General features: G+C 44.2%; 20 protein-coding genes and 1 pseudogene. 15 read left to right on the forward strand and 6 right to left on the reverse strand.

Annotated elements, in window-relative coordinates:
* Positions 1-16: 16 nt before the first annotated feature.
* Positions 17-349 carry a DUF1971 domain-containing protein gene (locus AB6C75_RS13225; protein WP_102258295.1) on the forward strand — a complete coding sequence of 111 codons (333 nt, stop codon included), beginning with the start codon at positions 17-19 and terminating at the stop codon, positions 347-349.
* A gap of 222 nt (positions 350-571) precedes the next feature.
* Positions 572-1,564 carry a 2-hydroxyacid dehydrogenase gene (locus tag AB6C75_RS13230; protein ID WP_371709883.1) on the forward strand — a complete coding sequence of 331 codons (993 nt, stop codon included), beginning with the start codon at positions 572-574 and terminating at the stop codon, positions 1,562-1,564.
* Positions 1,565-1,682: 118 nt separating this feature from the next.
* On the opposite strand, the gene AB6C75_RS13235 is transcribed toward AB6C75_RS13230, so the two are convergent.
* From AB6C75_RS13235 to AB6C75_RS13245, 3 genes are all read right to left on the reverse strand, one after another.
* The gene (locus AB6C75_RS13235) at positions 1,683-2,555 is read right to left on the reverse strand and encodes a patatin family protein (RefSeq protein ID WP_372107963.1); all 873 of its coding nucleotides are present in this window, start codon (positions 2,553-2,555) and stop codon (positions 1,683-1,685) included.
* Between the two features lie 230 nt (positions 2,556-2,785).
* The gene (locus AB6C75_RS13240) at positions 2,786-4,237 is read right to left on the reverse strand and encodes a catalase (protein WP_372107964.1); all 1,452 of its coding nucleotides are present in this window, start codon (positions 4,235-4,237) and stop codon (positions 2,786-2,788) included.
* Between the two features lie 201 nt (positions 4,238-4,438).
* Entirely contained in the window at positions 4,439-5,608 is a 1,170-nt protein-coding gene (locus AB6C75_RS13245; RefSeq protein ID WP_372107965.1) for a glycerate kinase, read from the reverse strand.
* 427 nt (positions 5,609-6,035) lie between these two features.
* On the opposite strand from AB6C75_RS13245, the gene yiaK reads away from it, so the two are divergent.
* The 13 genes from yiaK (at position 6,036) to AB6C75_RS13310 (ending at position 17,505) form a co-directional block, all read left to right on the forward strand.
* Complete coding sequence (gene yiaK, locus AB6C75_RS13250; RefSeq protein WP_009845879.1) at positions 6,036-7,037, forward strand: 3-dehydro-L-gulonate 2-dehydrogenase; 1,002 nt, start codon at positions 6,036-6,038, stop codon at positions 7,035-7,037.
* Positions 7,038-7,061: 24 nt separating this feature from the next.
* Positions 7,062-7,550: a TRAP transporter small permease gene (locus tag AB6C75_RS13255; RefSeq protein ID WP_012600147.1), complete on the forward strand. Its 489-nt coding sequence runs from the start codon at positions 7,062-7,064 to the stop codon at positions 7,548-7,550.
* Positions 7,550-8,830, forward strand: coding sequence for a TRAP transporter large permease subunit (locus tag AB6C75_RS13260; protein WP_009845881.1), 1,281 nt, complete (start codon positions 7,550-7,552; stop codon positions 8,828-8,830). Before AB6C75_RS13255 ends, AB6C75_RS13260 begins: the two co-directional genes overlap by 1 nt.
* 21 nt (positions 8,831-8,851) lie before the next feature.
* The gene (locus AB6C75_RS13265) at positions 8,852-9,826 is read left to right on the forward strand and encodes a DctP family TRAP transporter solute-binding subunit (RefSeq protein WP_012600146.1); all 975 of its coding nucleotides are present in this window, start codon (positions 8,852-8,854) and stop codon (positions 9,824-9,826) included.
* 96 nt (positions 9,827-9,922) lie between these two features.
* The gene (locus AB6C75_RS13270) at positions 9,923-10,633 is read left to right on the forward strand and encodes an L-ribulose-5-phosphate 4-epimerase (protein ID WP_372107966.1); all 711 of its coding nucleotides are present in this window, start codon (positions 9,923-9,925) and stop codon (positions 10,631-10,633) included.
* 10 nt (positions 10,634-10,643) lie between these two features.
* Positions 10,644-11,507, forward strand: coding sequence for a Cof-type HAD-IIB family hydrolase (locus tag AB6C75_RS13275; RefSeq protein ID WP_372107967.1), 864 nt, complete (start codon positions 10,644-10,646; stop codon positions 11,505-11,507).
* Positions 11,508-11,555: 48 nt separating this feature from the next.
* Positions 11,556-12,044 carry a YhcH/YjgK/YiaL family protein gene (locus tag AB6C75_RS13280; RefSeq protein WP_372107968.1) on the forward strand — a complete coding sequence of 163 codons (489 nt, stop codon included), beginning with the start codon at positions 11,556-11,558 and terminating at the stop codon, positions 12,042-12,044.
* Positions 12,044-13,537 carry an FGGY-family carbohydrate kinase gene (locus tag AB6C75_RS13285; protein WP_372107969.1) on the forward strand — a complete coding sequence of 498 codons (1,494 nt, stop codon included), beginning with the start codon at positions 12,044-12,046 and terminating at the stop codon, positions 13,535-13,537. Before AB6C75_RS13280 ends, AB6C75_RS13285 begins: the two co-directional genes overlap by 1 nt.
* Positions 13,530-14,237 carry a 3-keto-L-gulonate-6-phosphate decarboxylase UlaD gene (locus AB6C75_RS13290; RefSeq protein ID WP_372107970.1) on the forward strand — a complete coding sequence of 236 codons (708 nt, stop codon included), beginning with the start codon at positions 13,530-13,532 and terminating at the stop codon, positions 14,235-14,237. Before AB6C75_RS13285 ends, AB6C75_RS13290 begins: the two co-directional genes overlap by 8 nt.
* 7 nt (positions 14,238-14,244) lie before the next feature.
* Entirely contained in the window at positions 14,245-15,003 is a 759-nt protein-coding gene (locus tag AB6C75_RS13295) for an IclR family transcriptional regulator (RefSeq protein WP_372085752.1), read from the forward strand.
* Between the two features lie 9 nt (positions 15,004-15,012).
* A complete protein-coding gene (locus AB6C75_RS13300; protein ID WP_372085750.1) occupies positions 15,013-15,882 on the forward strand; it encodes an L-ribulose-5-phosphate 3-epimerase in 870 nt (289 codons plus the stop codon).
* A 10-nt stretch (positions 15,883-15,892) separates the two neighbouring features.
* The gene (locus AB6C75_RS13305) at positions 15,893-16,216 is read left to right on the forward strand and encodes a hypothetical protein (protein ID WP_372107971.1); all 324 of its coding nucleotides are present in this window, start codon (positions 15,893-15,895) and stop codon (positions 16,214-16,216) included.
* Positions 16,217-16,305: 89 nt separating this feature from the next.
* Positions 16,306-17,505, forward strand: a complete 1,200-nt coding sequence (locus tag AB6C75_RS13310) for an MFS transporter (RefSeq protein ID WP_372107972.1) — start codon at positions 16,306-16,308, stop codon at positions 17,503-17,505.
* Between the two features lie 232 nt (positions 17,506-17,737).
* Here AB6C75_RS13310 and AB6C75_RS13315 read toward each other — a convergent pair whose 3' ends face one another.
* The 3 genes and pseudogenes from AB6C75_RS13315 to AB6C75_RS13325 form a co-directional block, all read right to left on the reverse strand.
* Positions 17,738-17,875, reverse strand: a complete 138-nt coding sequence (locus AB6C75_RS13315; protein WP_012600138.1) for a hypothetical protein — start codon at positions 17,873-17,875, stop codon at positions 17,738-17,740.
* 249 nt (positions 17,876-18,124) lie between these two features.
* Positions 18,125-18,328: pseudogene (locus AB6C75_RS13320) on the reverse strand (ribulose phosphate epimerase); the annotation flags it as partial.
* Between the two features lie 4 nt (positions 18,329-18,332).
* Positions 18,333-18,962: an HAD family phosphatase gene (locus AB6C75_RS13325; protein ID WP_009845894.1), complete on the reverse strand. Its 630-nt coding sequence runs from the start codon at positions 18,960-18,962 to the stop codon at positions 18,333-18,335.
* Between the last annotated feature and the right edge of the window lie 88 nt (positions 18,963-19,050).

Here is a 19,050-nt window from a genome sequence, read left to right on the forward strand (position 1 = left end):
AGACAAGAGGTTTTATATGAGTCATTTACGTATTCCGTCACACTGGAAAATTCAACGTTCAACGCCATTTTTCACCAAAGACAACATACCGGCTGCATTGCTTAATCACCACAACACCGCAGAAGGTGTATTCGGGCAGATCTGCGTAATGGAAGGCACCGTCACCTTCTATGGTTTTGCCGATGCCGACGCGACAGAACCGGAAAGTGTTATTACGATCCTGGCTGGGCAATTTGCCACAAGTCCACCTCAATATTGGCATCGAGTAGAGCTTAGCGACGACGCACAATTCAACATTAACTTCTGGTCTGAGAAAGAGACTAAGAAGATGTTCAACACCCGAAAGTAAGATCCATTCAATATTGATGAACTTATAAGCAAGCTGCCTCGTACTGTGATTTTTAATGTTCAATAAGTGAAGACAACAGACCAAATAACCATAGTAATTACAATGACTAATGGTGATAGACAACAGAAAAAAACTCTAGCACACTGGACGAGTTGTTAGCTTTAACCCCATATGAAATCAAAAATGATTGGGGTATTCATTTTTTAGGTAAGAGAGGAAGCCATGCTCAACATTGCTTTTTTTAGCTCAAAGTCATACGACGAAAAATCATTTGAACTTGCAAAAGGCGAACTCGACGCCGAGTTCCATTTTCACGATTTTCGCCTCACTACAACAACAGCAAAAATGGCGCACGACAACGAAGTCGTTTGTGCGTTTGTAAACGACGACCTATCGCGAGATGTGCTAGAGATTCTAGCGAAAGGCGGCACTAAGCTGATTGCGATGCGCTGTGCCGGTTTTGATAAAGTCGATTTAGATGCAGCCAAAGAGTTTGGTCTGCAAGTGGTTCGCGTTCCGGCTTACTCACCAGAATCGGTAGCAGAACACACGGTTGGCATGATGATGTGTTTGAACCGTAAACTACACAAAGCATACCAACGCACTCGTGATGCGAACTTCTCTCTTGAGGGTTTGGTTGGCTTTAACTTCCACGGTAAAACTGTTGGTGTGATCGGCTCTGGCAAAATTGGGCTAGCAACCATGCGTATTCTGAAAGGTTTAGGCATGAACATCCTATGCTACGACCCATACCCGAACCCATTGGCAAAAGAACTGGGCGCTAAATACGTTGAGCTCGACGAGCTTTACCAAGAATCTGACGTGATTTCTCTGCATTGCCCAATGAGTAAAGAGAACTACCACCTGTTGGATGCAACGGCATTTGAGAAAATGAAAGATGGCGTGATGATCGTCAACACCAGCCGTGGTGAACTACTGGATTCAACCGCAGCAATCGAAGCGTTGAAACAAAGCAAGATTGGCGCGCTTGGCCTTGATGTTTACGACAATGAGAAAGAGTTGTTCTTCCAAGACAAATCTAACGATGTGATTGTGGATGACGTATTCCGTCGCTTATCTGCTTGTCACAACGTATTGTTCACAGGTCACCAAGCCTTCCTGACTAAAGATGCTCTGTTCAACATTGCCAATACAACGCTCACCAGTGTTGATGCCTTTTTTACAGGTAACACCAGCGGCAACGAACTGGTTTAACAACAACTTGAGTTAATAGCAGACTGAGTTAGTAATAGACTCAATCTAGAAATAGAAAGCCACGCTAGTCCTAAGTGAACAGCGTGGCTTCTCGTTTATCCCGCATTCAAAAACAGTTCTAAACGCAGAAATGACAATCTTCGGTATCTAAGCCATAGACACCGTTTCTAATGGCAAGGTGCTCTTCCCCTGCTTTCACACCCATCTCATAACCTGCATTCAAGACCGTTTGATCCATTGTCAAACGCTTCACTGCAAACGCTTCTGGTGGCGCAATCACCTTGATGGTCGCATCTTTTGGAGGGTTACGAATGAACTCCAAAGACTGGTTATAGTTTTCGGCACGCACCGCCATCGACTCTGCAATATTCGGGAATTTCTTTAGCAGCTTTTTCAGCATCCACTGATACTTCTGCGGCTTCATTCGGTAGCTTAATGGGTGAGAAAGAATCACCGTAATGTCTCGTGCACCACGACGATAGGCTTCGCGAACCGGAATAGAGTCGGCTACACCACCATCGGTATAGCAACCACCAGAGAAGCACGGTGTTTCACGGTAAGCGATAGGTAGAGCTGTTGTTGCTTCAACCACGTTAGAAAGGTTTTCTGGCTTGATGTGATAGTAGTCTGCACTGCCAGTATCGACGTTAGTTACAGCAGCAATTAAAGGAACACTTGAGAACAGCTCACCACAATCCAGTGGATAACGATGGTTAGATTCATCCCACAACCACTTCACGTCCACCAAGTTACCGCCTTTAGCAAAGCGAGTTGGATTAAAGAAGGTTTTGTCGGTCGCCATGGTAGTAATCACGTTATAACTGCGCTTTGGCGCTTGAGATAAGTAACCAACGAGGTTCGACACACCTGCTGATACGCCGATGGCAAAATCATAAGGACGGAAATCGTCTTGCATAAAGGTGTCCAATACTCCTGCTGCGAAGATGCCTCTCATTGCCCCACCTTCAACGATTAATGCGCTCTTACTCATCTCAAACTCTTCTACTTTATAAACTGATAGCCTTAGGATAATCCGTTACCCTAACTAAATATAATGGGATGAGTTTATTAATTTGATAGGCAAAAACTATCAATAGAAATGGTGCTAATTTTCAAGTAATTGGTACGACTTACATGACTCACCTAATACACAGCACGATCAAAAAAGGCCGTTGAATGATTCACTCAACGGCCTTTCATTTAACTAATCAAACTTATTGATTACGACTTAAATTCGCTTACATCGATTTCAAGCAGTTTACCAATGCCTTCACCGTAAGCTGGATCGGCTTTGTAACAGTGTCTTAGGTGACGCAGTTGAATCTCTTTAGGCACGCCGCCTAGGTTACGCGCTGTGTTATCAAACAGAATCGCTTGTTTTTCTGGTGTCATTAGACGGAACAGATCACCCGGTTGCGAGAAGTAATCTTCATCTTCGCGGTGATCCCAATGCGCTGCAGCACCATCTAGGCTCAATGCCGGTTCTGCAAAGTCTGGTTGCTCTGCCCATTGGCCCTCGTTGTTTGGCTCATAGCCCAATGTGCTACCAAAGTTACCATCGACACGCATCGCACCATCACGGTGGTAGCTGTGTACAGGACAACGAGGTGCGTTCACTGGGATATGCTGATGGTTAACACCCAAACGGTAGCGCTGTGCATCACCGTAAGCAAACAGACGGCCTTGTAGCATCTTGTCTGGTGAGAAGCTAATACCCGGAACCACGTTTGCCGGGTTGAATGCAGACTGCTCAACTTCAGCGAAGAAGTTTTGTGGGTTACGGTTCAATTCAAACTCACCTACTTCAATCAATGGATAATCTGCGTGCGGCCAGATCTTAGTTAGATCGAACGGGTTGTATGGCACTTTTGCCGCATCCGCTTCTGGCATCACTTGTACTTTCAGTGTCCATTTAGGGAAGTCTTGATTATCAATGCTGTCTAGCAGATCACGTTGATGACTTTCGCGGTCATCGCCGATCACTTGTGCCGCTTCTGCATCAGACAAGTTCTTAATACCTTGCTGAGATTTGAAGTGGAACTTAACCCAGAAACGTTCGTTGTCTGCATTAATAAAGCTGAATGTATGGCTACCAAAACCATGCATATAACGGTAAGTCGCAGGAATACCACGGTCACTCATTACGATGGTGATTTGGTGAAGCGCTTCAGGTAGAGAGGTCCAGAAATCCCAGTTGTTTTTCGCACTGCGCATGTTGGTGCGCGGGTCACGCTTAACCGCATGGTTTAGATCTGGGAACTTGAGAGGATCACGAAGGAAGAATACTGGCGTGTTGTTACCCACCATGTCCCAGTTCCCTTCTTCAGTATAAAACTTCAATGCAAAGCCACGGATATCACGCTCAGCATCGGCAGCGCCACGCTCACCCGCCACCGTTGTAAAACGTGCAAACAGGTCGGTCTTTTTGCCTATTTCAGAAAACAGTTTTGCCTTGGTGTATTTGGTAATGTCATGCGTAACAGTAAATGTACCGTAAGCGCCTGAACCTTTCGCGTGCATACGACGCTCTGGAATGACTTCGCGGTCAAAATGCGCCATCTTTTCTAAAAACCAAACATCTTGAAGAAGTTGAGGACCGCGCTTACCCGCAGTTTGAACATTCTGGTTATGAGCAACAGGACAACCCGCAGCTGTAGTTAGTTTTTTACTCATGATCTATTCCTTAAGGTCCAAAGGTGCAGCAATAGTGAGTGCACCTTGATATTTATACTGGCTTCCTTTCAAAAGCCCCTAAAATATTATGGATATAGAATAGACCTCTAATGGTATAAAATATAATCGTTTCTATTTATCGTTGCTATCTATAAAACCTATCGAACCATGATGTTAAGTAACCAATTGTCAAACCTCACTTTATTTCAAGATCGCATGGCCTACTTTCAGAGTCGCAGCGATATTTCTCGCCGTTCTGGTAAGGTTTAGTTCGGCTTCTAGCAGAACTTGGTCAAGTGACTGAGGAGAACGAACCGTACCAAACAAGCTGTTCATTTCACCATAAAGTGCTTCTACTTCTGTTCCCAGTGAGCCAGCAATGCCTATGATCGGAATGCCTTGTAAGCTCGCTCGTTTAGCAATGCCATAAGGCGTTTTCCCTTGCAGAGTTTGGTTGTCCATCTGCCCTTCGCCAGTAATCACCAAGTCGGCACCTTTCAATAGATCATCAGCTTGCAAAACATCGAGCACCATCTCAATGCCGGGTTTAATTTGGATATTGAATAACAAACCAAGCCCCATCAGCGTGCCACCAGCCGCACCATAACCCGTACGCTTGTAAACAGGCTCATCGCCACCGGCATAACCTTGCGTTTCTGCAACTTGAGCAAAATTCTCAAGCGCCTTATCAAGCATTAAGACTTGTTCAGGTGTCGCTCCTTTTTGCGGACCAAATATATAGCTGGCACCGTTATCACCACACAATGGATTATCCACATCGCACGCCACAATCAACTCAATATCGGAGCAACGAGAATCGACGCCTGTAAGATCAATTGAAGCCAAATCCGCTAGCACAGCGCCACCTCGGCTGAGCTCTTGCCCTGCACGATCAAGCAATTTACCACCTAACGCTTGTACAATGCCTGCACCACCATCATTGGTCGCACTGCCACCCAATCCAAGAATGATGGTTTGAGCACCCTGCTCTATCGCTTCTAATATCAGCTGTCCGGTACCAAAAGAAGAAGCAACCAAAGGATCGCGCTGTTCTGGTGTCAGCAAGTCTAAACCAGACGCAGCAGCTATCTCTATCAAAGCCGTTCTCTTGGAGCTCTGAACTGACGGTTCTAACATCGCCCATTCAGCACTAATCAATGTTCCCAATGGCCCTTGAACTTTATTTGTTCGCTTTTGTCCGGCTAAACCTTGTAGCAATACATCTACCGTACCTTCGCCACCATCGGCCAGAGGTAAAGTCACATAGTCAGCGTCAGGAAAGATTTCACGAAAGCCCTTTTCAATACACGCCGCCACCGATACCGCCGATAAAGATTCTTTAAACGAGTCTGGTGCAATAACAATTTTCATAGAAGCTGGCTCCAATACTTCACAAATATCTACCAAGCAATAGTACAAAAACAACAAAACCACTATATAGAAGACGGGTCAACTGTGCGTACTTCCCTCTCCGAATTTGACCAACACCTCAGATTTCACCGCCACTATTTTATATTCAGTAAAGTTACGGTTGGTTAATAACCCATCTTTTGACAAGTTTAATCCCGCCAAATTGTCGAATTTCACCTCAATTAGTCGTAGAAACCAGATCCTGAACACGCTTTTTGTTTCGCATTGCGGAATCTTTAAATATTTTTGTTCCACTTTTTAACCAGTTAACAGTTATTAGAGAAAAACTTAATAAGGAAATATTTCGTAACTTTGCTCACAGAATTTCTTCGGAATAAAAACAATAATTAATTCCGTATTATGGAATTCAAATTATCGGAGAACACAGATGCCTTTAGTATCAACAGAAAAACTACAACAAGAATACGAACGAATCCTTTTAGCTCGCGACATGAAGCCAGAGATGGCAACCAAGCTTGCGGCTGGTTTTGTTGAGATGGCAAACGAAGGCACATACTCACATGGCATCAACCGTTTTCCTGTATTCATTGACCAAGTAGATAAAGGTCAAATCAAACTCAATGCGGAACCAGAATGCGTTAACAGCATGGGGGCACTCGAGCAATGGGATTGTAACTACGGTCCTGGCGTTCTTAACGGTCTTATCTGTGCAGAACGTGCCATGGAATTGGCTCGTGACTACGGCATTGGCATGGTCGGTATGCGTAATTCTAACCACTGGATGCGTGGCGGTGCTTACGTATTGAAAATGGCTCGCGAAGGTTTTGCAGGAATTGCATCAACCAACTCAATCGCAGTGATGCCAGCATGGGGTGGTAAAGATCACCGTGTTGGTTCAAACCCTCTCATCATGGCGGTTGCGGGCGATCCACCGGTGGTTGTTGACTGTTCAATGAGCCAATTTTCTTACGGCCAACTACAAAACTTCGTGCTTGCTGACAAAGAACTACCTGTTGTTGGTGGCTTTGACAACGAAGGTGAACTCACTAAAGACCCGCATGTACTGTGGGAAAACAAACGCCTACTTCCAATGGGTTTCTGGAAAGGTTCATCAATGGCAATCGTACTTGACATGATGCTAACGGCAATCACTGGCGGCCACTCAGTACCAGCGCTGACTGAAGATATGGGTGGTGAGTTTGGTGTATCTCAATTCCTTATCGCTATCGACTTAAGCAAGACAATGGATCAAAGCACTTACGCACAAGAGATGAAGCGCATCCGCGATTACGTGCTTGAGTCAGAGCCTGCAGAAACGGGTTCAGTGATGATTGCTGGTTCTGAAATTGAAAACTTCATTAAGAAACACGAAGCAGCTGGCGGCATTGAAATTAACGATGGAATTTGGGAACAAATTACGTCTCTGTAATTAGCCAAAGGTAGGGAAAGCGTTATGCAAAGTGTATTAAAGAGTATTTGGAAAAGTATCGATGTCATCATGGCGGTCATTCTGACCTGTATGGTTGCGCTCGTATTTACTAACGTAGTTTTACGTTATGGCTTTTCTTCTGGTCTTCGTCCCTCTGTAGAACTATCTCGCCTTGGTCTTGTATGGGTTGTCATGCTCGGTGCTGCCGTTGTGCTGCGCCGAGGTGAACACCTCGCTGTTGCGGAATTTTCTGAACGACTTTTCCCAAAAGCAGTACCCGTATTAAGACGTATCTGCTGGGTAATAGTACTGATTTCTGTCGGCATGCTTTACGTCGGTTCATACCGTCAAATGATGTCTAACTGGTCAGATATTTCTCAGCTTACAGGGCTTCCTTCAGCATTATTTTACTTAGCCGGTGTGGTGTCAGGTTTGTTAATGGGCGTGATTGCCTTTATGCGAATCTTCAAGCCCGACTGGCAGCTAGATAGCTTAGATGAGGAGAAAGAATAATGACGTTAGCCATTTTCTTATCGGTATTGATTGTCTCAATCTTACTTGGTCTTCCTGTTGCGTTTGCACTGTTATTGTCTTCAATGGCGCTGATGCTTCACATGGACTTCTTTAGTGCAGACATTCTTGCGCAGTCTTTAATTAATGGTGTCGACAGCTTCACTCTGCTTGCCATTCCATTCTTCCTCATTGCGGGTGAAGTAATGGCATCGGGTGGTTTGTCGCAGCGTATTGTTCGCCTAGCAACCACTTACGTGGGACACCGTCAAGGAGGCTTAGGTTACGTTGCAATCATGACTTCGGTACTGCTTGCTGGCCTTTCTGGTTCAGCTGTAGCAGATGCAGCAGCCTTGGTCAGTATTCTTTACCCAATGATGAAAGCAGCGAAATACCCAGAAGCACCTTCAATGGGCTTACTTGCTTCAGGCGGTATCATCGCACCCGTTATTCCACCTTCAATCCCTCTGATCCTTGTAGGTGTTGCTGGCGGTATCTCGATCAAAAACCTATTCCTAGGCGGCATCGTTCCTGGCCTGTTAATGGGTATGACATTGATGTTTGTGTGGCGCTGGACGGTTCGTAAAGAAAACTTAGAAACGTCTGAACGTGCAACAAAGGCTGAAAAACGCGCTGCACTTAAAGATGGCGTATGGGCATTGATGTTACCAGTCATCATCATTGTCGGTATTCGCTTTGGTATTTTTACACCGACAGAAGCCGCTGTAGTCGCCGCCACTTACGCTATTTTCATCTCAACGTTTGTTTATAAAGAACTCACTATTAAGAAGTTCTACCACATCGTACTCAACGCTGGTCGTTCGACCGCAATGGTTATGTTCTTGGTGGGTTGTGCAATGGTCGCTGCGTGGTTAATTACTGTTGCTCAGCTTCCTCAACAACTCGCAGAAATGTTAGGTCCACTGGTGGATAGCCCACGCCTATTAATGGCAGTAATTATGTTGCTCGTACTTTGTGTCGGCATGGTTATGGACTTGAGCCCAACGATTCTAATCCTTGTACCCCTTTTAATGCCTGTCATCAAGATGGCTGGGATTGACCCAACGTACTTCGGCCTACTGTTCGTTATCAACTGTTCAATTGGCTTGATTACGCCTCCTGTAGGCACCGTACTAAACGTAGTGTGTGGTGTAGCGAGAGTACCAATGTCGACTGCAGTGAAAGGTGTATTGCCCTTCATCGCGGCTTACATGGCTCTGCTCACACTGTTTGTCATCTTCCCAAGCATTATCACTGTGCCAATGTCGTTTGTCATTGGTTAATCCTCGACGGAGAAAATAATAATGAAAACCCTACTAAAACTTACTCTACTCGCTTCGACTATCGCAATGAGCTCTAGCGCTTTTGCCGCTACGACTCTAAAACTGGCGCACGCTGCACCAGAGTCGGATTTGCAACAAGACCTATCTTTGTTCTTTAAGAAAGAAGTAGAAGCTCGTTCAAACGGCGAAATCAAAGTAAACATCTACCCACAAGGTCAATTGGGCAGTGATAAGCAAATGATCGATGGTTCACGTGCTGGCATCGTCGATTTAGCGATGGTTGGCTTGAACAACTACAACGGCCTAATGCCTGAATCAGCGGCCTTCACTCTGCCGTTCATGTTCCCAGATCGTCAAACAGCATACAAAGTACTGGACGGCGAGCCGGGTAAAGAAGTGTTAGCGAACTTTGAAAAATTCGGTCTTAAAGGTCTTGGTTTCCCTGAAAATGGTTACCGCAACATGACCAACAACGAAAAACCTATTCGTGTTCCTTCAGATGTTGAAGGCCTACAAATGCGTGTGAATGGCTCGAAAGCGCTAAACGACATGTTCAATGAGCTCGGTGCTAACCCGCAGCAGCTTCCAGTATCTGAACTTTATACTGCACTTGAAACAGGCGTTGTTGACTCTCAAGACCACCCAATTTCTGTAACGCTGTCTTTCAAGTTTGATGAAGTACAAAAATACCTAAGCCTTACACAACATGCTTACTCACCATTAGTTCTAACAATGAACCTACGTAAGTTCGACAAGCTAACTGAAGATGAGCAAAAGATTATCGAAGAAGTTTCTGCTGAAGCCGTAGCAATGCAACGTGAGCTAAGCATCCAGAAAGAAGACAAGATGATTGCTCAACTAGAAGCAAACGGCATGCAAGTAAACCGTGACGTTGATGGTGCTGCTTTCCAACAAGCTATCCAACCAGTTTGGAGCGCTTACATCGAGAAAAATGGCGATGTGATGATCAACAAGATCAAACTAGCAGCTAAGTAACGTAATTGAGTGAGATTGCCTAGTCCTCTTTTTTAGCTAGGAAGTTTAGCTAGGCAATCCGCTCGTCATTCACTCAATCCAACATGGGCAAACACAATGTCTCAACAACAAAAAACATACCAAGAATTAAAAGAACGCGTGTTCGCAGCAAACTTGCAGCTTCCTAAATATGGCTTAGTGACTTTCACTTGGGGCAATGTCTCTGAGATCGACCGCGAACGTGGCGTGATTGCAATAAAACCGTCAGGTGCTGAATACGATGTAATGACGGCAGATGACATCGTTGTTCTCGATTTAGAAGGCAACCGCATTGAAGGCAAGCTGAACCCTTCAAGCGACACGGCTACGCACATTGAGCTTTACAAAGCCTTCCCAACCATTGGCGGCATCGTTCACACGCACTCTCGTAACGCAACAATTTGGGCACAAGCCGGGCGAGACATTCCAGCGCTTGGAACCACACACGCCGATTACTTCTACGGTGATGTGCCTTGTACTCGCCTACTAACAAAAGCTGAGATTGAGTCAGATTACGAGAAAAACACAGGCTTGGTGATCATCGAAGAATTCAACCAACGTGATATCGACCCGCAAGCAATGCCAGGTGTCATCATCGCAGGCCACGCACCATTTACATGGGGCAAGGATGGTTCAGATGCAGTGCACAATGCAGTGGTAATGGAAGAGATTGCTGCCATGGCAACAGCCACTCGCGCTATCAGTCCAGAAGTAGCGATTCAACCTGAGCTGCTAGATAAACACTACAACCGTAAACACGGCAAGAACTCATACTACGGACAGAAGTAAGGCCTCGCACATGCATAAGTCATCACCGCATAAGTCCTATAAACATAAATTGTATAAGCACAAGCTATTGGCGTTAGATCTCGATGGAACGGTGCTCAACTCGCAGCACACTATTAGCCAAGAGTTAGTCGAAGCCATCAAGCAAGTCGCTCAACACACTCATGTGGTTATCGTTACGGGTCGCCATCATGTCGCGGCAAAACCTTATTACGATCAGCTTGGTTTATCGACGCCAATAATTTGTTGCAATGGCACTTACATCTTTGATTACCAGAACGATACGGTCATTCAAGAAAACGCAATCGACAAAGAAATTGCGGCTGAGTTTATCACCCTATCTCAAGCTCATGATCTGAAAATGGTGATGTATGTGCGTGATGCAATGCTCTACTCGAGAGCACGCCCTATTGAATACATGGAAGCGCTACTGACGTGGTCTCAAACCTTTCCAGAAAGCCAACGACCAAACATTCAAAAGGTCGACGACTTCCAACATGAAGCACAAATTTCAGAGTATGTGTGGAAGTTTGTCGTTGAAGGTGAAGTAAACACATTCGCAGAGATTCCTTTTGTGAAAGAGAACTTCAACGGCGAGCGATCTTGGATTGATCGCGTCGATTTCGCAGCAACAGGTAATAGCAAAGGTAATGCCTTGACTCGCTACATTGAGCCGCTCGGTATCAGCCTAGAACAATGTGTCGCGATTGGTGATAACCACAATGACATTTCGATGCTAAAAGCAGCAGGACTTGGCATCGCAATGCAAAACGCAGATGACACCGTAAAAAGCTCAGCTAACCTGATCACGCCTAAAAACAATGATGATAAGACAGGGTTAGCGACGCTTTTACAAGACCTATTTAATGCCCATTAATTTAAAGCATTGGCTTTATTAAGCTATTTATATTTAAAGAGAATTCTTATGTTAGTCGGAAATACTCAACCTACGCAGATCAGCAAGTCGTACCCTGTCGTTATTCAAAACGTGCTTGAGCACTTGAACAGTCTCGACCAAGAAAAACTCGCATTAGGTCGCCATGAACTCCCTGGTTTTGATTCAAAACAGGCATGGTTTGTTGTATTGGAATATGACAAAGAGCCTCTAGGAAACTTCCAACCTGAAGTCCATAAATACCATTCTGACTTGCAGATCATTCTCGAAGGTTCTGAAGTGATGGCATGGGCTATAGACACTGGCGAACACAGCAACGCGCAGCCTTATAACCAAGAACGTGACCTTCAGTTTTACGAATACCCGGGGGTTGAGCTCAGCTTCATTCATGCAAAACGCAATCAATTTTATTTATTCACGCCAAATATCGTGCATATCACCAATATTGAAAATGATGACAGCCAACCGGTAAGAAAACTGGTGGTGAAGATTCACAACGATTTACTGGAAGCCAAATAATGAATTACTACATTGGAATTGATTCTGGCGGCACTTTTATGAAAGCCGCGTTGTTTAACGAAAAAGGTGAACAACAAGGTCTTGCCCGCGTATCGGCGAGCGTCATCAACGAAAAACAAGGTTGGGTAGAACGCGACCTAAACGCACTATGGGGTAACGCTGTCGATGTCATTAAGCAGCTTTTAGAGACCACAAAAGTAGAACCGACCTCTATCAAAGGCTTGAGCATTTCAGCCCAAGGCAAAGGCGTTTACCTTCTTGATAAAGAGGGACAAAACCTCGGCCACGGCATTATGTCTTCTGACTCGCGTTCACTGCCTATCGTTAAAGAGTGGCTAGAACAGGGTAAAGCAAAAGAGATCTATCCAAACACACTGCAAACACTGTGGACAGGTCACCCTGTATCGATTATTCGCTGGATCAAAGAAAACGATGCCGAACGATACAACAACATTGGCGCAGTGATGATGTCTCACGACTACCTTCGATATCGCTTAACGGGCGAAGTCGCAGCAGAACTGACCAATATTTCAGAAAGTAATTTTTTCAACTCCATCACTGGTGAGTATGACAAAGCACTTTTGGAAACCTTTGGCATCGAAGAAATTTGGGATGCGCTACCACCCGTTGTAAAACCTCAACAGCAAGCAGGGAAAATCACTGCGGCCGTTGCTAATGAAACCGGACTAGCAATAGGTACGCCGGTGTTCGGCGGTTTGTTTGATGTTGTGTCTACCGCGATCTGTTCTGGAATCAACTCTTCAGAAGATACCCTGAATTACGTGATGGGCACATGGGCGGTCACGTCTGGTATCTCAAAACAAGTGACTCAAGAATCACACAATTTTGTTTACGGCCATTACGCCGTCGATAACGAATACATCATTCACGAAGCGAGCCCGACTTCTGCGGGTAACTATGAATGGTTCGCCGACTACCTTGGTGAAAATGGCGAGCTTAACCACCAGCAAAATCAAGCGTTAGTCGAAGCATTAGATCCGGCATCAAGCAGTATCTACTTTGTGCCATTCCTTTACGGTTCAAACCAAGGGCTTGGCCTAAAGTCAGGCTTCTATGGTCTGCAATCGCACCATACTAAAGGGCACCTAATTCAAGCCATTTGGGAAGGCATTTTATTCTGTCACAACATTCACCTAGAACGTATGCGTCAGCGTTTTCCAAAAGCCAACATACTAAAAGTGACAGGCGGACCAGCATCTAGCCCTGTATGGATGCAAATGCTGGCTGACCTTACCGGCATGACCGTTGAAATATCAGACGTGGATGAAACCGGTTCATTAGGCGCTGCAATGGTAGCAATGGTGGGCGCAGGTGAATTCGCTTCATTAGAAGAATGTACTCAAACCATCACTAATTCTGCGTCACGTGTCGAACCGAATCCTGAACACTACGACACTTACCAAAAGAAATATAAGCACTATCAAAGACTGGTGCAGTTGTTTAAACAATTTGAGGATGAAATGGATGCCTAGCACCGTATTAAAAACATCTAAATCTTTATTAGAATCATCTAAACCCCTGTGCAAATCACCGAAGCCGTTGCTACAAATGGCACTGGATGCGACAGACATCGACACAGCATTAGCCTCAATAGAGCATGTTGCAGATAAGTTAAATGTGATTGAAATCGGGACGATTTTAGCCTTCGCTCATGGCGTAGACAGCGTAAGAATCCTACGAGAAAAATACCCAAATCACATCATTGTCTGTGACATGAAAATCACCGATGCCAGCGCTATTTTAACGCGTCTGGCGATGGATGCCGGCGCTAACTGGGTAACAGTAAGTGCAGCCGCACACATCGAAACTATTCGTTCAGCGAAGAAAGTAACGGATGAATTCGACGGCGAAGTGCAAATTGAGCTGTATGGACACTGGACAATGGAAGATGCGCAAGCTTGGGTCGACATGGGCATTAAACAAGCAATTTATCACCGTTCTCGTGATGCGGAACTTGCTGGTGTGAGCTGGACCGAAGAAGATTTGATAAAAATGCAGAAATTATCGGATATTGGAATTGAACTATCCATTACTGGTGGTATTGTTCCTGACGATCTGCATTTGTTTAAGAATCTGTCTGCAAAGTCATTTATTGCTGGCCGAGCGTTAGCTGGTAGCAATGGACGTGACATCGCAGAAAACTTCCATACTGAAATAGGTAAACACTGGTAGCACATATATGAGTGAGCAAATTAAATCGTTGTCTAAAGCACTGACCGTATTGGAATTCCTTGGGAATTATCCTAATGGCGTTTCGTTACAAAAAGTGTCTGAAGGGACTGGCTTCAACAAGTCATCAGTCCACCGTATTTTAGCAACATTTGAAGACTCTGGTTATGTTGCTCAAATGTGTTCAGGTAAAGAATATCGCTTAACAATGAAGTTGGTTCAGCTTGGACACGCTGCTATCAACTCTGATGTCACTGGCACCGTTAAGCCATACCTATCTGAGCTACTCGACGATGTGAATGAAACGGTTAACTTCCTCTCTTTTGATGCTGACAACATCATTTTTAAAGACAAGTTTGAACCCGTTAATTCTTCCTTTAGAACTCGAACCTACGTAGGGCTGCATTCTCCAATGTACTGCTCAGCGGCAGGAAAATGTTACTTAGCATTTAGCTCTGACAGCGTTCGAGAAACCTATTGGAAACGCAATGTCAGCACAATGAAGCCTTTAACTGAAAACACGATTCTCGACAAGTCTCAGTTTTTTGGTGTACTCGATAAAATTAAGAGCCGTGGTTATGCGCTCGATGATGAAGAGAACGAAGCGGGTATTTCTTGTGTTGCTGTCCCTATTTTTGACAAGAACAATTCTCCTGTATACGCGGTTAGTGTCTCTTCGCTTACGCCAAAAATGAAAGCACTTGGCTACGAAGAGATCGCTGGCAGAATTCAAGACATAACAACGCGTATAGAACAACAACTCTTTTAAGGAAAAAGAATGTTTGATTCTAAAAACAAATTCAGATTAGGTATTTACGAGAAAGCAATGCCGGCTTCTCTCACTTGGGAAGAGCGTTTTATTTATGCTAAAGACGCAGGTTTCGACTTTGTAGAAATTTCAGTGGATGAAACCGATGAGCGCCGCGCTCGTTTAGATTGGTCAGACGAAGAAATTTACGAGCTTCGCCGTCTATGTGAAAAGCACCAAATGCCTTTCCAATCAATGTGCCTAAGCGCACACCGTAAGTTTCCATTTGGCTCAATGGATGATGCTATTCGCACTGAATCGCTGATCATCATGGAAAAAGCGATTTCATTGGCTTATAAGCTTGGTATTCGCTGTATTCAAATGGCGGGCTACGATGTGTATTACGAACCGCAATCGGCTGAAACTCACGCTCGCTTCATTGAAGGCATGCAACAAGCCACCAAAATGGCAGAACGTGCAGGCATCATGTTAGGTGTAGAGATCATGGATACTCCGTACCTCAACTCATTAAGTAAGTTTGAAGTGCTCAAGCGCGAGATCCCATCACCTTACTTCATGGCTTACCCAGATGTCGGTAATATTTCTGGTTGGAACTACGACGTGTGTACCGAACTAAAGCTAAGCCGTGATCACCTAGTACAAGTGCACCTAAAAGATACACTGCGAGTTTCAGAAACCTGCAAAGGCCAGTTCCGAGATCTTGTTATAGGCGAAGGCCAAGTCGACTTCCCAGCTATTTTCAAAACACTCGCTGAAATTGATTACAGCGCGCCATTAGTGATTGAAATGTGGGCTCAAAATGACAACTGGTTCGAAGATATCAAACAAGCGAAAGCAACATTGAAATCTATCGCAAACCAATCTGGCTTTGAACTGTAAGGAAACGACCATGACAATTTTTCGCACCGCTTTTTTTGAAGCCGATTTAACTGAAGAACAAAAGCAAGACTTCTACCAATACATGGAAAACGAAGTCGCGCCTATTAGCCGCACATTTCCGAATAACCAAGGGCTAACGCTGAACAAGCCTGAAGCGATTGAAGCTGAGAGCCATAAAAACCTACTGCTGATGATGCAACACAGCTACGAGAACGAGTCAGCAATGACTGCTGCTTTAGATTCTGAACAACGAATCAAAAGTATGCATACGACCAAAGTGATTATTGAGAAATACAACATTCATGTTCATCACATCAATTTCGTTCGTGATTAACAGCTTAATAGGCAATACACCGTAAAGTCTCAATCGAAAAGCAGAAGATCATCTTCTGCTTTTTTTATCGCTATCAATAAGGAATCACTATGAGAGTATTCCCGTTAAAAGATGCCCCACTGGTCTTACTGTCTCTGATATTTTTTATCTGGGGTTTAATTACAGTTTCAAGTAACTCGCTAATTCCACATTACAAAGAAGCTTTCTCTCTCGATTATAAAATGGCGATGCTATTTCCCATGGCCTTTTTTATCACCCGAATTACGGTGTCGCTTCCAACGTCATTTGTCATGGCAAAAATTGGCTATAGAACTACGCTGAAGTTCTGCTTGATATGGTGCCTTCTGGGCTGTCTAGCCATGGCATATTTAGTACGAGGAGAAGAGCTTGTTCCAACACTCATTGGGATCTTATTGATGGCCTCAGGTGTGTCAGCAATTCAAGTAGTGAGTTCACCTTACGTATCACTTCTCTCGACACCCGATAAGAGTGTTATACGTCAAAGTGTGGCAACAGCATCTAACTCCGTTGGCACTGTGCTTGGTCCGCTAGTGCTTACCGCTGTCATTCTCGTGGCTACAAGTTTTAACATCGACAACACCGCCCATCAAGTTTCGTATCTGTTCTTATTCATCGCCCTGTTCTTTTTCGGCTTACTGGTATTTTTTAGCAAAATGAAGCTTCCAGATATCAAACCAAAACAGATGACTGGCTTTTGGCGAGGGTTAAGGCTTCTAATTAAAAATCAGCAGTTTATGAAGTTAGCGTTGGTACTGTTGCTGTACATCGGTGTCGAGGTCAGTTTTGGTACTTTTACTATTGCGTATCTTGCCGACCAGCAATATGGCGACCTTGGTTTGGTCTTCGCAACACAGATCATCGCTCTTTATTGGGTATTAATGTTTGTTGGAAGAGTGTTATTCGCCAAGTTTGGAAACACTTTAAACAAGCACTATCTCTTCTCACTGTCTTGCGTTATTGCCGCTTTGATTAGTGCCGTTGCGGTCTATCAAAATTATGTTTGGATTGGCTATTTGATGCTTGTCGTAGGGTTATGTAATTCAGCACTCTACCCTATCATTTACGCACAAGCGCTACATGCATCAGGTAAGCAAAACTCACAAGGGGCAGCAATTCTCATTATGTGTTCAATTGGAGGGGTTGTTTTACCATTCGTACAGGCGAGTTTGATTGATGAGCTTTCGCTGAGTACGAGTTATATTGCGCCCGCATTAGCGTATGTATTAATGATGGTTTTGTACTGGTCTAGTTTAAAGCATCGTGTTTAAACTGTTGGTTTAGATAGGTAACTTGGTTTAGTCAATCACTTGATTCAGTAACTAAGTCGATGACTAGAAAGTCGGCCTGATTGGCCTAAAAGTCAGGGTGGAGAAAGGGAAGGTGGAGAAAGGGAAGGTGGAATGGGGAAGGTAAATAAATTTGGTGCTTCTGACGTTAGTTTGAATCAGTGAGTGGCTAATCACCACCACTGATCACACTTAACGCGGGTTATTTTAGAAATTAAACCCAAGCAGAAGCAACAAGTAGGATAATTGCACCCATGATAACGGTAGACTTAGCAAAAAATAGAACTTCATTCATTACTGAAGGTTTTGCTAGTGATACGTTGTTTTCATTCGTGATTACTGTAGCGTTCATACTGTGTTCTCATCGTTATGTGATCTGAGGTCAATTTTGCGCCATTATGTGACCAAAGTCAATATTAACTGTAGTTTTATTACACAAAATTCAAGCCTTAACTCAAGTGCAGACCAACGAGAGTACACGATAGAGCCCTACTTTCCTTCTATACATATTTCCATTAAATCAACGGCTATTAGATACAAAAAAGCTCGAAGCCTGATCTACAGAATACTTCGAGCCTTTATACAGCAGTCGATACTCGACTTAATTCAATTGAGCTAACTCCGCTCGCATTGAATCGATAGCTTGTTGATAATCTTCACTATCAAAAATAGCAGAGCCCGCAACGAACATATCGGCACCCGCTTCAGCAATCTCTTTTATGTTGTTAACTTTCACACCACCGTCGACTTCTAAACGAATATTTCGGCCTGATTCATTAATGCGCGATCTGATTGAACGCAGCTTAGTTTCAGAGCTCAGGTCCGCTACCCACTTCCAAACCATTCGCTGGAACAAATTTAGTTATCTGCCCGTTTTCAACCATGTAGCAATCCATGCCTGCCGATGTCGCTGCGTGCTGGCCTATAATCGTATCTTCAAACACCACACAATCGCTCGGTTCAAGCTCTAACTGGCTAGCGACTTTCAGAAAAGTATCCGGGTTAGGTTTGTGATTTTCTACGTCATCTGAAGTCACAATCGTACGTATCATTGATGGGATATCGGTCGTCTTTAAAATCGCCCTTGCATGCTTGGCTTGAGCACCAGTGCCGATGCCTATCTTTTTCAACTGATACTGTTGCTGTAAGAGTGCATAGGTTTCTGGAATAACATCCCCTTTGTGCTCAATGGCTTCAAAGTTGGCAATTTTGTCCGAAGTAATTTGTTGAGCATCAAGAGTTAGATCGTAACGCTTAAGGATCTCTTGAGTCACTTTTCGCGATGGCATCCCACCAAGTTGATCGAGCCACTCTTTGTCGTAGGGAATACCAAACTTCTGACAAGTTTGTTCCCATGCATGAGCGTGTGCAACCATAGAATTGACCAGAGTCCCATCGAGATCAAAAATAATTCCTTTATATTTATCTAACTTTGGCATAGTCAATCTCTCATATTGTTTTGAGACTCATACTACTAGGGCGTGTTGATCTTTCGTGAGTGTTTTTTGAACAGCATGGTAAAGAGTT

Origin of the sequence: Vibrio sp. 10N.237.312.B06 (genome assembly GCF_041464685.1) — a bacterium.
Taxonomy (GTDB): Bacteria; Pseudomonadota; Gammaproteobacteria; order Enterobacterales; family Vibrionaceae; genus Vibrio; species Vibrio tasmaniensis_A.

Bases quoted from the DNA above. Each gene is read 5' to 3' on its own strand.
- AB6C75_RS13225 (WP_102258295.1), top strand. From the start codon at position 17: ATGAGTCATTTACGTATTCCGTCACACTGGAAAATTCAACGTTCAACG.
- AB6C75_RS13230 (WP_371709883.1), top strand. From the start codon at position 572: ATGCTCAACATTGCTTTTTTTAGCTCAAAGTCATACGACGAAAAATCA.
- AB6C75_RS13235 (WP_372107963.1), bottom strand. From the start codon at position 2,555: ATGAGTAAGAGCGCATTAATCGTTGAAGGTGGGGCAATGAGAGGCATC.
- AB6C75_RS13240 (WP_372107964.1), bottom strand. From the start codon at position 4,237: ATGAGTAAAAAACTAACTACAGCTGCGGGTTGTCCTGTTGCTCATAAC.
- AB6C75_RS13245 (WP_372107965.1), bottom strand. From the start codon at position 5,608: ATGAAAATTGTTATTGCACCAGACTCGTTTAAAGAATCTTTATCGGCG.
- yiaK (WP_009845879.1), top strand. From the start codon at position 6,036: ATGCCTTTAGTATCAACAGAAAAACTACAACAAGAATACGAACGAATC.
- AB6C75_RS13255 (WP_012600147.1), top strand. From the start codon at position 7,062: ATGCAAAGTGTATTAAAGAGTATTTGGAAAAGTATCGATGTCATCATG.
- AB6C75_RS13260 (WP_009845881.1), top strand. From the start codon at position 7,550: ATGACGTTAGCCATTTTCTTATCGGTATTGATTGTCTCAATCTTACTT.
- AB6C75_RS13265 (WP_012600146.1), top strand. From the start codon at position 8,852: ATGAAAACCCTACTAAAACTTACTCTACTCGCTTCGACTATCGCAATG.
- AB6C75_RS13270 (WP_372107966.1), top strand. From the start codon at position 9,923: ATGTCTCAACAACAAAAAACATACCAAGAATTAAAAGAACGCGTGTTC.
- AB6C75_RS13275 (WP_372107967.1), top strand. From the start codon at position 10,644: ATGCATAAGTCATCACCGCATAAGTCCTATAAACATAAATTGTATAAG.
- AB6C75_RS13280 (WP_372107968.1), top strand. From the start codon at position 11,556: ATGTTAGTCGGAAATACTCAACCTACGCAGATCAGCAAGTCGTACCCT.
- AB6C75_RS13285 (WP_372107969.1), top strand. From the start codon at position 12,044: ATGAATTACTACATTGGAATTGATTCTGGCGGCACTTTTATGAAAGCC.
- AB6C75_RS13290 (WP_372107970.1), top strand. From the start codon at position 13,530: ATGCCTAGCACCGTATTAAAAACATCTAAATCTTTATTAGAATCATCT.
- AB6C75_RS13295 (WP_372085752.1), top strand. From the start codon at position 14,245: ATGAGTGAGCAAATTAAATCGTTGTCTAAAGCACTGACCGTATTGGAA.
- AB6C75_RS13300 (WP_372085750.1), top strand. From the start codon at position 15,013: ATGTTTGATTCTAAAAACAAATTCAGATTAGGTATTTACGAGAAAGCA.
- AB6C75_RS13305 (WP_372107971.1), top strand. From the start codon at position 15,893: ATGACAATTTTTCGCACCGCTTTTTTTGAAGCCGATTTAACTGAAGAA.
- AB6C75_RS13310 (WP_372107972.1), top strand. From the start codon at position 16,306: ATGAGAGTATTCCCGTTAAAAGATGCCCCACTGGTCTTACTGTCTCTG.
- AB6C75_RS13315 (WP_012600138.1), bottom strand. From the start codon at position 17,875: ATGAACGCTACAGTAATCACGAATGAAAACAACGTATCACTAGCAAAA.
- AB6C75_RS13325 (WP_009845894.1), bottom strand. From the start codon at position 18,962: ATGCCAAAGTTAGATAAATATAAAGGAATTATTTTTGATCTCGATGGG.